Raw genomic sequence first — 14,801 nt, 5'->3', positions numbered from 1 at the left:
GCATCGCTCACCCGGCGGCGGCGGGCGACACTCACCCCCGTAAGCGTCGCCCGCTCGCGCCGCCGGTTCAACAGGTGGGCGCCGTCCCCCAACGGCGATGGTCCACCCGTCCCCCTACGTCACGCCTGGTGCGCGGATCTGCTCGATCCGCCGCTCCCCCGAACGTTTCCAAGCGCGGCGTAGGGCAATAAAGCTAGTTCGGTCAGTATCCGAAGACAACCGTTTCGGGCTGTCTCGCCGGTCACAGCCGGTTACCTGACTCCACCGTTGACAACGTCGGCATACCCGCCCCGCATTCCGGTAAACAGATCACGCGTCTTCCCGATCGGGTGACTCGGTCCGGAAGAAGTTGCTGGGCCGGCCGTCCCGCAGCTGCTCCTGGTAGATCAGGTTCAGCCGACGCTCGTCGAAGGTGCGGAACCAGTCGTTCCAGGTGATCTGGCGCAGCCGGCGGCTCTCCCGGTACCCGGGAAGGTCGAACGTCAGCACCCCGACCCGACCGTCGCGCTCCGTGCCGGTGATGGTGGCCGGTTTCGCCCCGCGCGCCCGCGCCCACTGTTGGATCACGTCGTGGTTGGTGGTGACCAGACTGCGCCCGGGGCGCTCCGGCCGGTCCGCGATCGACTCGATCCGCTGGGACGAACTCACCGACCGGGACGAGGCCCGTCCCGTACGGGTGGCCGCCCGGGTCGGCTTCGCGGGCGCCTGCGCCTTCCGCTCCGCCCGGCCCTGCCCGGCACGGGTGGACGTGGTGGACGCCGCCCGCGCCGGCGCGCTCCGCCGGCCGCCCGCAGCCGCCCGTCCGGACGGACCGGTACTCCGCTTGCCGGCTCCGCCCCGACGTTCCGCCTTCGCCAACGCCTGCACCAGTTCCGGCTTGCGCAGCCGCGAGACACCCGAGACCCCGTGGGCCCGCAGCCGCGCACGGATCTCGTCCACCCGAAGTTCCGCGAGATCGGACGCGGAGGTCTGCCGACCCCCCGTCCGCCGCCTCGTCGTCGCGGTCCCGCCGCGACCAGAGCTGTTCCGCTGAGCCATGGGACGCTCACGCTCCTCGACAGTCCGTCGTCGCGGTGGGTCCCCGTGCCGCACCGCGCGGTGCCGCATACCCGCCAGGCGGGTTCCGAACCGCCGGACGCCCCCGGAACCGTCAGGTCCCGGTCACTCCGCCCGGTCGGCGTCAGCGCGGACCGTCCGGTCGCCGGGCGGCGCCGGGGCACCCCCGGCGGCGGACGGCGGACGATCGCCACCACTCCGCGACGGCGGACGTTCGTCACCGTTCGGCGACGGCCGACCTTCGCCCCCGCCCGGCGACGGCGGTCCACCGACACCGGACGACGGGACGAAGAGGTGGGCGAACGCGGCAAGGTTCGCGGTCGACTCGCCCCGCTTGACCCGCCACTCCCACTCGCGGCGGATCGCCGTGCCGAAGCCGATCTCCAACATCGTGTCGAACGACTCGTCCGCGTAGGTCAGCACCGCACCGAGGAGACGGTCCAGCTCGTCGGCGTCCAGCCCGGCGAGGTTGACCCGACCGGTCAGGTAGACGTCGCCGACGGTGTCGACGGAGAAGGCCACGCCGTACATGCGGGCATTGCGTTGCAGCAGCCAGGCCCAGAGTTCCTCGCGCCGCTCGTCCGGTTGGCGCATGACGAACGCCTCGACGCGCAGCGCGTGGTCGCCGACGACCAGGTTGCAGATCGTCTTCAGCTTGTGGGTGCCGGGCAGGGTGACCGCGTACGACGCCGGGCCGGTCGCCTCGTGCTCCAGCTTCCGCTCCGCGCAGTAGGCCTCGATCAGGGCGGCAACCTCGCTCTTCGCGCTCATCGACCCCACTCTACGACCGACGGTGGCGGCCCGCCCCGGTCCACCGGCTCCGGCGGATCCAGCCGGGACGGCGGGTCAGCAGGTCAGCCGGTTGGCGGGTCAGCCGGGCGGCAGGTCAGCCGCAGGAGAGCACCGCGCCGTCGGCGGCCAGCTCGGAGGTGAGCCGGTCCCGGTAGTCGGCGATCGTCTCCCGGTAGACGGCGAGCAACCCGTGCACCGTCCGGTCCCAGGAGAAGTGCGCGGCGTGGCGCACCGCCCCCCGGGCCAGGGCCGCCAGTCGGGGCCGGTCCGGCAGAAGCTGCCCGATCGCGCCCGCCCAGGCGGTCGGGTCGTGCCCGTCGACCAGCACCCCGCTGACCTGGTCACGCACCGCGGTCACCAGACCGCCGACGGCCGCCGCCACCACCGGCGTACCGCAGGCCTGCGCCTCCAGGGCCACCAGGCCGAACGACTCGTTGTACGACGGCACCGCGACCAGGTCGGCGGCCCGGTACAGGGCCGGGAGGTCGTCCCCGGTGCGCGGCGGCAGGAAGCGGACCCGGTCGGCGACCCCGAGGGTGCCGGCCAGCTCGATCAGCGAGGTCGGCCGGTCCAGGCCGCTCCCGCTGGGGCCACCCACGATGGCCACCGTCACCTGGTCGGCGAGGAACGGATCGCGGGCCCGCAACGCGGCGATCGCGCGCACCAGCACGTCCGGCGCCTTCAGCGGTTGGATCCGGCCGACGAAGGCGACCACGTACCCCTCGACGGGCAGGCCGAGCCGGCGACGGGCGGCACGCCGGGCGAGGACCGGATCACCCGCCGCCGGGCGGAAGCGGTCCAGGTCGACGCCGGGTTCGACCACGGTGACCCAGGCGGGTACGGCGTCGTACCGGTCGATCAGGTCGCGGGCCTCGACGCGGGTGTTGGCGACCAGCCGGTCCGCCTCGGCGACCACCTGTTCCTCGCCGATCACCCGGGCCTTCGGTTCGGGCCGGTCCCCGGCCGCGAGCTGGGCGTTCTTCACCTTGGCCAGGGTGTGCGCGGTGTGCACCAGCGGCACCCCCCAGCGCTCCTTGGCCAGCCAGCCGACCTGGCCGGAGAGCCAGTAGTGGGAGTGGATGAGGTCGTACCAGCCGGGCGGGTGGGCCGCCTCGGCCCGCAGCACCCCGGCGGTGAAGGCGCAGAGCTGGCCGGGGAGCTCCTCCTTGGTGAGCCCCTCCAGCGGACCGGACGTGACGTGCCGGACGTGCACGCCGGGGGCCATCTCGACCACCGGCGGCAGGTCACCGGAGGTGGCCCGGGTGAAGATGTCGACCTCCACACCGGCGGCGGCGAGCCGGCGGGCGACCTCCACGATGTAGACGTTCATGCCGCCCGCGTCGCCGGTGCCCGGTTGGTGCAGCGGCGAGGTGTGCACGGAGATCGTGGCGATACGTCGGGGCCATGGCCGGGCACCACGCTGACGACCGACACCGGTGTGCATCTCCGCCACGTCCGCTCCCTCAACCACGGTGAATGCCGTCCGCACGACCGGCGCTTCTCGGTCAACCCGCACGCCGGACCCCATCTTCCCGATCAGCGTCGGGAAATGTCTCGGAGCGGTCGGTGAGCGTGACGGACCTCATCGGTGACGGAGGTCATCCGGCGTCGGACGGACGGATCCGGGCCGCGCGGACACTCCGCGCGTCCGGGGGACGACAATGGCCGGATGACCCCTGTCGCCATCGTCACCGGAGCGTCGAGCGGGATCGGCGCGGCCACCGCCCGCCGGCTCGCCACCGAGGGCTTCCACGTGCTCGCCGCCGCCCGCCGCGCCGACCGACTGGCCGACCTGGTCGCCGGAATCGCCGCCGCGGGCGGCTCGGCCACCGCCGTCACCTGCGACGTCACCTCCGACGAGTCCGTCGCCGGGCTGGCCGCCGCCGCCGAGCGGGCCCCCGGTCCGGTCACCCTGCTGGTCAACAACGCCGGGGGCGCCCGTGGGCTCGACCCGGTGGAGTCCGGCTCGGTCGGCGACTGGCAGTGGATGTACGACGTGAACGTGCTCGGCACCCTCCGGGTGACCCAGGCGGTCCTGCCGGCACTGGAGCGCTCCGGGGCGGGCACCATCGTGGTCGTCAGCTCCACCGCCGGCCTCGACGTGTACGAGGGCGGCGGCGGGTACACCGCGGCGAAGCACGCCCAGACCGCGATCGCCGGCACGCTCCGGCTGGAACTCTGCGGCCGACCGGTACGGGTGGTGGAGATCGACCCGGGCATGGTGCGTACCGACGAGTTCTCCCTGGTCCGGTTCGACGGCGACGCCGAGCGGGCGGCGGCGGTCTACGCCGGGGTGGCCGAGCCGCTGGTCGCCGACGACGTGGCGGACTGCATCGCCTGGTGCGCGACCCGCCCCCAGCACGTCAACGTCGACCGTCTGGTGGTCCGGCCGCTGGCGCAGGCCGCCCAGCACAAGGTGCACCGGGTGGGCTAGTGGCACAGCGGCCCCAGGGGGTGGTCACCCGGGGAACGACCAACCCGAACCGGCTCCGCCGGGTGGACAACTGGATCGTCGCGACCTGCGGCGACCAACTCCGCGCGGCGGCCGATCCGCTGGTCGTCGACCTGGGCTACGGCGCGACACCGGTCACCGCCGTGGAACTGCGGGCCCGGCTGGCCGCCGGGGTACGCGCCGACGTACGGCTGGTCGGCCTGGAGATCGACCCGGCGCGGGTGGTCGCCGCCGCCCCCGCCGCCGACCCGCCCCGGCTCACCTTCGCCCGGGGCGGCTTCGAGCTGGCCGGACTCCGGCCCGCCCTGGTCCGCTCGTTCAACGTGCTCCGCCAGTACGACGAACGCGACGTGGCCGCCGCCTGGCGGACGATGACCGCCGCGCTCGCCCCCGGCGGGTTGCTGGTCGAGGGGACCTGCGACGAGCTGGGCCGGCTCGGCGGCTGGGTGCTGCTCGACGCCGACGGCCCGCGCTCGCTCACCCTGGCCGCCCGGCTCTCCGTCCTGGACACCCCGGCCACGCTGGCGGAGCGGCTACCCAAGGCACTGATCCACCGCAACGTCCCCGGTGAACGGGTGCACGACCTCATCCGGGCGCTCGACGACGGTTGGCGGGCGGCGGCGGCGTACGCGCCCTTCGGCCCGCGGCAACGCTGGATGCGGACGGTGGCGGGCCTACGCGAGGCGGGCTGGCCGTTGCTGGACCGTCCCCGCCGTTGGCGGCTCGGCGAGCTGACCGTCCCGTGGTCCGCCGTGGCCCCCGCCGCGTGGTAGCAGGGGTCCCCTGTTACTCAGAAAGCGGTAACAGGGGACCCCTGCTACCACCTCAGCCCACCCCGGGCGCCTCACACGACGCAGTTGACCAGGACGGGTTCCGGGCGCAGGGTGACGCCGAAGCGGTCGTGCACCCCGTCGCGGATCTCCCGGGCCAGGGTGATCAGGGCGGCGGTGCTGGCGGTGCCGGAGCGGTTGGTGAGCGCCAGGGTGTGCTTGCCGGAGATGGCCACTCCCTCCGGTCCCGGGTGCCCCTTGGCGAAGCCGGCCTTGTCGATCAGCCAGGCGGCGCTGACCTTGACCACGTCCCCCGCGCCGGGCCAGGACGGCGGCTCGCCCAGGTCGGCGGCGCGCTCCCGGAGCAGTTCGTACGCGGGGCGGTCGAGCACCGGGTTGGTGAAGAAGGAACCCACCGAGCGGGTGTCCGGGTCGGTCGGGTCGAGCACCATGCCCTTGCCGGCGCGCAGTCGGCGTACGGTGTCCCGGGCGTCGGCCAGCGGCACCCGGTCGCCGACCTCGACCCCGAGTGCCCGGGCCAGTTCGGCGTAGCGGACCGGGGTGGACAGCGGTGAGCGGTGCAGCCGGAAGTCGACGGAGAGCACCACCCAGCGGTCGCTGTACCGGAAGACGCTGGACCGGTACGCGAAACCGCAGTCGGCCGTGTCGATCCGGCTGACGCTGCCCTCGTGGCAGTCGTACACCTGGACGCCGGTGATCGTCTCGGCGACTTCCTGGCCGTACGCGCCGACGTTCTGGATCGGGGTGGCGCCGGCCGAGCCGGGGATGCCGGAGAGGCACTCCACCCCGGACCAACCGTTGGCGACGGTGGTGGCGACCAGGTCGTCCCAGGGTTCGCCGGCGGAGACCCGGAGGGTCACCGTGTCGGCGTCCTCGGCGACGACCCGGAAGCCCCGGGAGCGGACCAGGACGACCGTGCCGTCGAACCCGACGTCCCCGATCACCAGGTTGCTGCCTCCGGCGACCAAAAGGACCGGTTCGTCGCGCCGGTGCGCCTCGCGCACCCTCTGTACGATTTCCTCGGCACTGGCAGCGGTCACGAGCCGGTTCGCCGCACCACCGAGCCGCAGGGTGGTGTATCTCGCCAGGGAACGGGCGTCGGCGGAATCGGTGTCGGCTGTCGGCTGGGCGTAGGCGTCTGGCACGCCTTTCACCCTAGGCTGGGCAACAACCGTGACATGGCACAGGTGGCACGGTCACCCCGGGAGGATCGCGATGAGCAGACCGCACGTCAGCAAGGATTTCTGGATCGGCGCGCTCCGGACAGAGGGCCCGGCGTTCGCCGCCGCCGTGGCCGAGGCGCCGCCGGAGACGCCCGTCCTCTCCCGCCCTGGCTGGACGGTCACCGATCTCGTCCTGGATCTCGCCGGGGCCTACCGGTTCGCGCACGAGCGGGTCGCCGCGGGGCAGGCCGTCGCCCCGGCGGTGCCGCGCCCGGAGCGGCCCGAGGTGCCCGCCGGCTCCACCCCGGCGCAGGTCTGGCAGGAGTCGTACAACCGGCTGCTGGCGCTCTTCGACGGCCTGGACCCGGAGGTGCCGGCGTGGAACTGGGCGCCGCAGCCGAAGCGGGCCGGGTTCTGGCTGCGCCGGACGGCGCACGAGACCGCGATCCACCGCTGGGAGGCGCAGCTCGCCATCGCGGCGGGTGAGCCGATCGAGGCGAAGCTCGCCGCCGACGGGGTGAGCGAGGTGCTGGACACCTTCCTGCCGGCCGGCCGGCGTCCGACGCCGGGTCAGTGGCGCGGGGTGGTGCAGCTGGTGGCGACCGACGCGGGCCAGGAGTGGTTCCTGCGGCTGCGTGGCGAGGGGGTGGCACTGTTGGACACCGGCACCATCCTCGACCACGACGACCACCACGCGCGGGCGCACGCGGCGGGCACCGCCAGCGACCTGCTGCTGGCGCTGCGGGGCCGGGTGGACTTCGACACCCTGAAGGTGACCGGGGACCGCTCGCTGCTGGCGGGGCTGCGGGTGGTCTGACCGCCGGGTCGACGGCGACGAGGCGGGGGCGTATTCGCCCCCGCCTTTTTCGACGTATGGACGGAGAGCGCTCTCTTGACAGCGGGTCGCGGGACCACCACTCTTGCGAGAGAGCGCTCTCTCACCACCACCAGAACCGGCTCACCGCCGCAGCACATACCGACCTGAGAGGGGTCCGATACAGATGGGTGCCAATCCGCGCCGCCGCCTTGCGGCGATCGCCCTGGTCGCGGCCACCGCGTTGCTCGCCCCCACCGCCTGCGGCGGGAGCGACGAGCCCGCCGAGGGCGGCAAGATCACACTGACCGTCGACGTCTTCGGCCAGTTCGGCTACGAGGAGCTGTACCGGGAGTACGAGGCCGCCAACCCCAACATCAAGATCGTCGAGCGGGGCACCGGCGGCAACCTGGACGAGTACTCGCCGAAGCTGACCCAGTGGCTGGCCGCCGGCAAGGGGGCCGGGGACGTGGTCGCCATCGAAGAGGGGCTGATGGTCGAGTACAAGGCCAACCCCGACAACTTCGTCAACCTGCTCGACCACGGCGCCGGTGAGCTGAAGGGCAACTTCCTGGAGTGGAACTGGAACCAGGGCCTCACCGCCGACGGCAAGCACCTCATCGGTCTCGGCACCGACGTCGGCGGCATGGCGATCTGCTACCGCAAGGACCTCTTCGCCAAGGCCGGCCTGCCCACCGAACGGGACGAGGTCTCCAAGCTCTGGCCGACCTGGGCGGACTACATCAAGGTCGGTGAGCAGTTCAAGGCGAAGAACACCGGCGCCTCCTTCCTCGACGCGGCGACCAACATCTTCAACACCATCGTGCTCCAGGCCGCCGGCAACGGGCCGGGCTACCACTACTACGACACCAGCGGCAAGCTGGTGGTCGACAGCAACCCGGCGGTCCGCCAGGCCTGGGACACCACGATGGACATCGTCGACTCCGGGCTCTCCGGCAAGTACGGCTCCTGGTCCGAGGAGTGGGTCTCCGCGTTCAAGCAGGCCAAGTTCGCCACCATCGCCTGCCCGGCCTGGATGACCGGGGTCATCGAGGGCAACGCCGGCCCGGCCGCCAAGGGCAAGTGGGACATCGCCCGGGTGCCCGGCGAGGGCGGCAACTGGGGTGGCTCGCACCTGGCCGTGCCGAAGCAGAGCAAGCACCAGGCCGAGGCGATCGCACTGGTCAAGTTCCTGACCGACGCCAAGGGGCAGATCGGCGCGTTCAAGACCAAGGGCCGACTGCCGTCGTCCACCCAGGCGCTGACCGACCCGGCGATCCTCGACGCGAAGAACCCGTACTTCTCCGACGCCCCGGTCGGGCAGATCTTCGCCGAGGGCGCCAAGACCCTGAAGCCGGTCTACATGGGCCCGAAGAACCAGGCGGTCCGGACCGAGGTGGAGAACGCCGTCCGCACCGTCGAGCTCGGTCAGCGCAGCCCCGAGGAGGGCTGGAAGGACGCGGTGAACAACGCCAAGAAGGCCGCCGACAAGTGACCGTCGGACTCCAACGGCCACCGGTGGGGGCCCCGGCGCCCCCACCGGCCCGGCCCCCGAAGGGGGTACGCCTCAGCCGGCTCGACCAGCGCTGGTCCCCGTACCTCTACATCGCACCGTTCTTCCTGCTCTTCGGGGTCTTCGGGCTCTATCCGCTGGGCTACACGTTCTGGGTCTCGCTGCACGACTGGGACCTGCTCGGCAGCGACCACCCCTTCGTGGGCATGGAGAACTACACCCGGCTGATGGCCGACGCGGACTTCTGGCACGCGGTGGTCAACACCCTGGGGATCTTCGTCATCTCCACCGTCCCGCAGTTGCTCGCCGCGCTCTGGCTGGCGAACCTGCTCAACCGGCAACTGCGGGCCCGGACCCTGTTCCGGATGACGGTGCTGGTGCCGAACGTGACCTCGACCGCCGCGGTGGCGATCGTCTTCGGCGTGCTCTTCGGCCGCGAGTTCGGCATGGTCAACTGGCTGCTCGACCTGGTCGGGGTGGACCCGGTCGGCTGGAAGTCCGATCGGTTCGCCTCCTGGGTGGCCATCTCGGCCATGGTCGACTGGCGGTGGACCGGCTACAACGCGCTGATCTTCCTGGCCGCGATGCAGGCCATCCCCCGCGACCTGTACGAGTCGGCGGCGATCGACGGGGCCAACCGGGTCCGGCAGTTCTGGTCGATCACCGTGCCGCTGCTCAAGCCGACCATCATCTTCACCGTCATCATCTCCACCATCGGCGGCCTGCAACTCTTCACCGAGCCCCGCCTCTTCCACTCCGGCACCAACCCGATCCGTGGCGGACCGATGCGGGAGTCGCAGACGGTGACCATGTACATGTTCGAGAACGCCTTCGCCCCGCACTACAACTTCGGCTACGGCTCGGCGGTGGCCTGGCTGCTCTTCGCGCTGATCGCGGTCGTGGCGGCGATCAACGTGCTCATGCTGCGCCGGCTCGCCGGGGGCGGACGGAAGAAGGAGGGCGGCCGATGAACAAGCTCTGGTCGGCCAGCCGGCTCACCTACGCGGCGCTGATCGTCGCCGGGTTCCTGTCGATCTTCCCGATCTACTGGATGTTCGTGGTGGCCAGCCGCTCCAGCGACGCGATGGGGCAGGTCCCGCCCCCGGTCACCCCGGGCGGCAACCTCGGGGCGAACATCGCCCGGCTCTTCGACAACACCGACGCGTACTTCCTGGCCGGTCTGATCAACTCGGCGATCGTGGCCACCACGGTCACCGTCTCGGTGGTCTTCTTCTCCACCCTGGCCGGGTTCGCCTTCGCCAAGCTGCGCTTCAAGGGACGCAACGCGCTGCTGCTGGTGATCGTGGCGACCATGATGGTCCCCACCCAGCTCGGCGTCATCCCGCTCTACCTGTTGATGACCAAGCTGAACTGGAACGACCGGTTGCCGGCGGTGATCGTCCCGGCCCTGGTCACCGGCTTCGGCGTGTTCATGATGCGGCAGTACGCCGGCCAGGCGGTCAGCACCGAGCTGATCGAGGCGGCCCGGATGGACGGCTGTAGCACCGCCCGGGTCTACTGGAACGTGGTGCTGCCCGCGCTCCGGCCGGCCGCCGCGGTGCTGGGGCTGCTCACCTTCATGACCACCTGGAACGACTTCCTGTGGCCGTACGCGGTACTCAACGACCCGGAGAACCCGACCGTGCAACTATCGTTGCGGGCGCTCTCCGACGGTTACTACCAGGACATGTCGCAGGTGTTCACCGGCACGGCGATCGCCACCCTGCCCCTGCTGCTCGTCTTCGTCCTGTTCGGCCGCCAGATCATCGGCGGAATCATGGAAGGTGCGGTCAAGGCTTGAACACGCTGCGATTTCCCGAGGGGTTCGTCTGGGGAGCGGCCACCGCCGCGTACCAGATCGAGGGCGCGGCCCACGACGACGGTCGCACCCCGTCGATCTGGGACACCTTCAGCCGTACGCCGGGGAAGGTCTTCCAGGGGCACACCGGCGACGTGGCCTGCGACCACTACCACCGTTACCGCGACGACGTGGCGCTGATGGCGGAGCTGGGGCTGCGGGCGTACCGCTTCTCGGTGTCCTGGTCCCGGATCCGGCCCGACGGCACCGGCCCGGTCAACCCGCGTGGCCTGGACTTCTACGACCGGCTGGTGGACGCCCTGGCCGAGCGGGGCATCGACCCGATCGTCACGCTCTACCACTGGGACCTGCCGCAGACGCTGGAGGACCGGGGCGGCTGGACCAACCGGGAGACCGCCGAGCACTTCGCCGAGTACGCCACCGCCGTGTACGCCCGACTCGGCGACCGGGTGCGCACCTGGACGACGCTCAACGAGCCGTGGTGCTCGGCGTACCTCGGCTACGGCAGCGGGATCCACGCGCCCGGGGTGCAGGACGCCGGGGCGGCCTTCACCGCCGTGCACCACCTGCTGCTCGGGCACGGCCTGGCGGCCCGCGCGCTCCGCGCGGCCGGCGCGCCGACCGTCTCGATCACCCTCAACCCGGCCGACGTCCAGCCGGCGGACCCGAACAGCGCGGCCGACGCCGCCGCGGTCCGCCTGGTCGACGGGATGCAGAACCGGATCTTCCTGGACCCGCTGACCGGCGCGGGCTACCCGGAGGACATGCTGACCCACATCGCCCGGCACGTCGAGCCGACGTTCATCCGGGACGGCGACGAGAAGACCATCGCCGCGCCGATCGACCTGCTCGGCATCAACTTCTACCAGCCCACCTACGTGGCCGGGCGGCCCGACGCGGCCGGCGGTGGCGGGACCTGGCCGGGCACCGAGGGGGCGGTGGAGTTCCTGCCGGCGGCTGGTCCGCTCACCGAGATGGGCTGGTCGATCGAGCCGGCCGGGCTGGCCCGCCTGCTGGAGCGGATCCACACCGACTACCCCGGCCTGCCGATGATGATCACCGAGAACGGCGGGGCCTTCCCCGACCCGGTCCGGCCCGGGGACGGCCGGGTCGCCGACGACGACCGGATCGCCTACCTCGACGGGCACCTGCGGGCGGCGCACGAGGCGATCAGCCGGGGCGTGGACCTGCGCGGCTATCTCGTATGGTCGTTGCTGGACAACTTCGAGTGGGCCGAGGGCTACCGGAAGCGGTTCGGGATCGTCCACGTCGACTACCTGACCCAGCGGCGCACACCGAAGGCCAGCGCCCGGTGGTACCAGGAGGTGATCTCCCGGAACGGGCTGTGACGAGGCGGTGGTGACGGGGATGACGACGGCGCAGCGACCCACGCTGGAGGCGGTGGCCCGCCGGGCCGGGGTGTCGCGGGCGACCGTGTCGCGGGTGGTCAACGGCTCGACCACGGTCGCCGAGCCGATCCGGGCCGCCGTGCACCAGGCCGTGGCCGAGCTGGGGTACGTGCCGAACCTGGCCGCCCGCAGCCTGGTCACCCAGCGGACCGACTCGATCGCGTTGATCATGCCCGAGGCGGCCACCCGGGTCTTCTCCGACGACCAGGTCTTCCCCGGCATCATCCGGGGCGTCAGCCAGGAGTTGGAGGCCGCCGACAAGCAGCTCGTGCTGATGCTTGCCGGCTCACCGGCCGGGCGGGAGCGGGTGGAGCGGTACACCACCGGCCGCCACGTCGACGGGGTGCTCTTCGCCTCGCTGCACGGCGCCGACCCGCTCCCCGCCCGCCTCTCCCGGCTGGGGATCCCGGTGGTGTGCAGCGGGCGCGGGCTCGGCGACTCCCCGGTCCCGTACGTCGACGTCGACCACGTCGGCGGGGTGACCCGCGCCGTGCGGTACCTGGTCGAGACCGGCCGGCGGCGGATCGCCACCATCGCCGGCCCGCAGGACATGGTCGCCGGCATCGAGCGTCTCACCGGGTACCGGGACACCGTCGCCGCCGCCGGCCTGCCCGAGCTGGTGGCGTACGGCGACTTCACCCGGGAGTCCGGCGCGGCGGCGATGCGCGAACTGCTCGCCGCCGACCCCGACCTGGACGCCGTCTTCGCCGCCAGCGACCTGATGGCGCACGCCGCCCTGCGGACGCTCCGCGAGGCCGGCCGGCGGGTGCCGCAGGACGTGGCCGTGATCGGCTTCGACGACATCGAGACGGCCGCCTACACCGAGCCGCCGTTGACCACCGTCCGGCAGCCGATTCTGGAGCTGGGTCGGGCCGGCACCCGCCAGGTGCTGCGCATCGCCGCTGGCGAGACCGTCGAACCCGCCCTGATCCTCCCCACCGAGTTGGTGCTGCGCGCCTCCGCCTGACCGTCCCGGTCCCGGTGCCGCCCTCCCCTGCCTCTTTGCCCTCGGCCGTGCTCTGCCCTCGGCCCACATGATCGACACGGCATGCGGCATGTCGGGGTGTTACCCGGCCCGGACACCCCGACATGCCGTATGCCGAGGCACGGCAATCCAGGTGCGGCGGGTCGAGGCGCGGCGGGAAACGCCGTGGCCCGAGGCGTGAGGCGGGCCGTACCGTACCGGGATGGCTGCTCCCGACCTGGTCCGCACCGCCCGCCCCGACGACGCGGCGGGCGTCGTCGCGCTCCGCGCGGTCGTCCACCCGTACCTGGTCCGGGGTGTCGAGTCGACCCGCCAGATGATCAGCGAACCCCCGCCCGGGGAGGAGTGGACCGCCTTCGTGGCCGAGGTCGACTCGACGGTCGTCGGCTGGGTGTCGGCGTACCGGAACGTCCGCACGTCGGCGACGGGCTCCGGGGAGATCGCCATGCTGCACGTCCATCCCGGGCACCGTGGGCGCGGGCTGGGCACCGCCCTGCTGGACGCGGCCCTGGACCACCTCGCGCCGCTCAACCTCCACCGGCTGCGCACCTGGGTGTCGGTCGACTCGCTGCGGTTCGCGGAGAAGCGTGGCTTCGCTCCGAGCCGGGCGCTCCGCTACGCCCTGCTCGACCTGCGGACGCCACCACCGGCGCCGGCCCTTCCCGCCGGGGTACGGACACCCGCGCTGACCAAGTTGGAACCGCGTCGCCTGTACGAGGCATTCGCTGCGGCGAGCGCGGACGAGCCGGGAGACGTTGCCTCCGACGCCCTCAGCTACGAGCACTGGTGCTACGAGGTCTGGAACAACGTCGGGCTGGACCGCCACGCCAGCACAGCGGTGGAGGTCGACGGCGAACTGGTCGCGTTCAGTCTGGTCAAGCGGGACGGCGAACGGATGTGGTCGGACATGACCGCCACGCTGCCGGCGTACCGGGGACGGGGGCTGGCCCGGCTGGCGAAGCTGGCCGCCCTGCACCGGGCCCGCACGGCCGGCGTGACCCGCGCGTACACCTCGAACGACGAGGCGAACGCGCCGATGTTGGCGATCAACGCGCGACTCGGTTACCGGCCGGTGGCGACGCTCTGGTCCTGCCTGCGCGACGTGCCGGCGACGGGCTGAACCGGCCACGCGAAGCGAGGCGGGCACGTGGCGGGCGGAGCCACGGCGGAGCCTTCGACCAGCTCATCGCACTCACCGGCGGACAGCAGGTACAGGTAGCCACGAGCTGATACCGGCGACCGGGGCGGTCAGCTCATCGCGTCCTTCATCGCGACGAGATGGGCGCGGCTGAGCTCGGCCGCCGCCTGGGCGTCGCCGCCCACGACCGCGTCCAGCAGGCGTTCGTGGGCGGCTTGGTCGGCGGCGTCTCCGACGTTGCCGCGGATGCGCAGCATCTCGATCATCGCCTGTCTGCTTCGCGGGGTGAAGCCGTCGAACAGCTCGGTGAGGATCGGGTTGTGCGCGGCGATGACGATGCTGCGGTGGAAGGCCGTGTCGGCGTCGACGTGCTCCTCGATCCCGGAACGACGGCTCGCGCGCTCGGCCAGGGCGCGGCGCATGGCACGCAGCTCGACCGGCGTGCGGCGCTCGGCGGCGAGGGCCGCGGCCTCGGTCTCGATCGCGATGCGCGCCTCGATCACCGCGGTGATGTCGGCTCGGCGCAGCACCCCGCCCCAGTCCTCCGGCACGTCGAGGGCCGTGACGAACACGCCGGCACCCTGCCGTGAGGCGAGAACACCACGGCCGGCGAGCTGACGGATCGCCTCGCGGACGGTCGAACGCCCCACCCCGAGCTGCGGCGCCAAGGTGGTCTCTCCCGGCAGCTTCGCGCCCAAGGCCCATTCACCGGCCCGGATGCGCTCCAACAGCAGTTCCGCCGCCTGATCGGCCAACGGGGCCCGACTGACCTGGACCATCTGCCGCACTTCCTCTCGCCACCGCTCTACTTGTCTGAGGAGCTGTGCTAGATTCTACCCGTGCTCGCATGCGGACTCCTCCTTCTTCGC

13 protein-coding genes and 1 pseudogene are annotated in these 14,801 nt (G+C 72.3%); 9 read left to right on the top strand and 5 right to left on the bottom strand.

The window, feature by feature from the left end:
- Positions 1-309: 309 nt before the first annotated feature.
- From GA0070618_RS13340 to mshA, 3 genes and pseudogenes are all read right to left on the bottom strand, one after another.
- The gene (locus tag GA0070618_RS13340) at positions 310-1,038 is read right to left on the bottom strand and encodes a hypothetical protein (protein ID WP_088981921.1); all 729 of its coding nucleotides are present in this window, start codon (positions 1,036-1,038) and stop codon (positions 310-312) included.
- A gap of 258 nt (positions 1,039-1,296) precedes the next feature.
- Positions 1,297-1,827, bottom strand: a pseudogene (locus GA0070618_RS13335) (type III secretion system chaperone family protein); the annotation flags it as partial.
- Between the two features lie 115 nt (positions 1,828-1,942).
- Entirely contained in the window at positions 1,943-3,301 is a 1,359-nt protein-coding gene (gene mshA, locus GA0070618_RS13330) for a D-inositol-3-phosphate glycosyltransferase (protein WP_088981919.1), read from the bottom strand.
- Positions 3,302-3,517: 216 nt separating this feature from the next.
- Between mshA and GA0070618_RS13325 the strand changes: the two genes are divergently transcribed.
- Both GA0070618_RS13325 and GA0070618_RS13320 read left to right on the top strand, forming a co-directional pair.
- Positions 3,518-4,282, top strand: coding sequence for an SDR family NAD(P)-dependent oxidoreductase (locus tag GA0070618_RS13325; protein WP_088981918.1), 765 nt, complete (start codon positions 3,518-3,520; stop codon positions 4,280-4,282).
- Positions 4,282-5,073, top strand: a complete 792-nt coding sequence (locus tag GA0070618_RS13320; RefSeq protein ID WP_088981917.1) for an SAM-dependent methyltransferase — start codon at positions 4,282-4,284, stop codon at positions 5,071-5,073. Before GA0070618_RS13325 ends, GA0070618_RS13320 begins: the two co-directional genes overlap by 1 nt.
- Before the next feature lie 71 nt (positions 5,074-5,144).
- On the opposite strand, the gene GA0070618_RS13315 is transcribed toward GA0070618_RS13320, so the two are convergent.
- A complete protein-coding gene (locus GA0070618_RS13315) occupies positions 5,145-6,236 on the bottom strand; it encodes a UDP-N-acetylmuramate dehydrogenase (protein ID WP_088981916.1) in 1,092 nt (363 codons plus the stop codon).
- A gap of 70 nt (positions 6,237-6,306) precedes the next feature.
- Between GA0070618_RS13315 and GA0070618_RS13310 the strand changes: the two genes are divergently transcribed.
- The 7 genes from GA0070618_RS13310 to GA0070618_RS13280 all read left to right on the top strand — a co-directional run bounded on the left by GA0070618_RS13310 (position 6,307) and on the right by GA0070618_RS13280 (position 13,914).
- On the top strand, positions 6,307-7,071 hold the full coding sequence (locus tag GA0070618_RS13310; protein WP_088981915.1) for a maleylpyruvate isomerase N-terminal domain-containing protein: 765 nt from the start codon (positions 6,307-6,309) through the stop codon (positions 7,069-7,071).
- A gap of 184 nt (positions 7,072-7,255) precedes the next feature.
- A complete protein-coding gene (locus GA0070618_RS13305) occupies positions 7,256-8,563 on the top strand; it encodes an ABC transporter substrate-binding protein (protein WP_088981914.1) in 1,308 nt (435 codons plus the stop codon).
- Positions 8,560-9,552, top strand: a complete 993-nt coding sequence (locus GA0070618_RS13300) for a carbohydrate ABC transporter permease (protein ID WP_088981913.1) — start codon at positions 8,560-8,562, stop codon at positions 9,550-9,552. Before GA0070618_RS13305 ends, GA0070618_RS13300 begins: the two co-directional genes overlap by 4 nt.
- A complete protein-coding gene (locus GA0070618_RS13295; protein ID WP_088981912.1) occupies positions 9,549-10,382 on the top strand; it encodes a carbohydrate ABC transporter permease in 834 nt (277 codons plus the stop codon). The genes GA0070618_RS13300 and GA0070618_RS13295 overlap by 4 nt, the downstream gene beginning before the upstream one ends.
- Positions 10,379-11,749: a GH1 family beta-glucosidase gene (locus tag GA0070618_RS13290; protein ID WP_088981911.1), complete on the top strand. Its 1,371-nt coding sequence runs from the start codon at positions 10,379-10,381 to the stop codon at positions 11,747-11,749. The genes GA0070618_RS13295 and GA0070618_RS13290 overlap by 4 nt, the downstream gene beginning before the upstream one ends.
- Positions 11,750-11,768: 19 nt before the next feature.
- A complete protein-coding gene (locus GA0070618_RS13285) occupies positions 11,769-12,776 on the top strand; it encodes a LacI family DNA-binding transcriptional regulator (protein WP_088981910.1) in 1,008 nt (335 codons plus the stop codon).
- 220 nt (positions 12,777-12,996) lie between these two features.
- Entirely contained in the window at positions 12,997-13,914 is a 918-nt protein-coding gene (locus GA0070618_RS13280) for a GNAT family N-acetyltransferase (protein WP_088981909.1), read from the top strand.
- 128 nt (positions 13,915-14,042) lie between these two features.
- Here GA0070618_RS13280 and GA0070618_RS13275 read toward each other — a convergent pair whose 3' ends face one another.
- Positions 14,043-14,711, bottom strand: a complete 669-nt coding sequence (locus GA0070618_RS13275) for a FadR/GntR family transcriptional regulator (RefSeq protein ID WP_088985499.1) — start codon at positions 14,709-14,711, stop codon at positions 14,043-14,045.
- Between the last annotated feature and the right edge of the window lie 90 nt (positions 14,712-14,801).

The sequence above is a fragment of the Micromonospora echinospora genome (genome assembly GCF_900091495.1).
In the GTDB taxonomy this organism is placed as follows: domain Bacteria; phylum Actinomycetota; class Actinomycetes; order Mycobacteriales; family Micromonosporaceae; genus Micromonospora; species Micromonospora echinospora.
Note: the sequence above shows the minus strand (reverse complement) of the source record. Positions and strands in the feature narration are given on the sequence as shown.

Coding starts and splice junctions, on each gene's coding strand:
- GA0070618_RS13340 (WP_088981921.1), bottom strand. CDS start 1,038: ATGGCTCAGCGGAACAGCTCTGGTCGCGGCGGGACCGCGACGACGAGG.
- GA0070618_RS13325 (WP_088981918.1), top strand. CDS start 3,518: ATGACCCCTGTCGCCATCGTCACCGGAGCGTCGAGCGGGATCGGCGCG.
- GA0070618_RS13310 (WP_088981915.1), top strand. CDS start 6,307: ATGAGCAGACCGCACGTCAGCAAGGATTTCTGGATCGGCGCGCTCCGG.
- GA0070618_RS13305 (WP_088981914.1), top strand. CDS start 7,256: ATGGGTGCCAATCCGCGCCGCCGCCTTGCGGCGATCGCCCTGGTCGCG.
- GA0070618_RS13295 (WP_088981912.1), top strand. CDS start 9,549: ATGAACAAGCTCTGGTCGGCCAGCCGGCTCACCTACGCGGCGCTGATC.
- GA0070618_RS13285 (WP_088981910.1), top strand. CDS start 11,769: ATGACGACGGCGCAGCGACCCACGCTGGAGGCGGTGGCCCGCCGGGCC.
- GA0070618_RS13280 (WP_088981909.1), top strand. CDS start 12,997: ATGGCTGCTCCCGACCTGGTCCGCACCGCCCGCCCCGACGACGCGGCG.
- GA0070618_RS13275 (WP_088985499.1), bottom strand. CDS start 14,711: ATGGTCCAGGTCAGTCGGGCCCCGTTGGCCGATCAGGCGGCGGAACTG.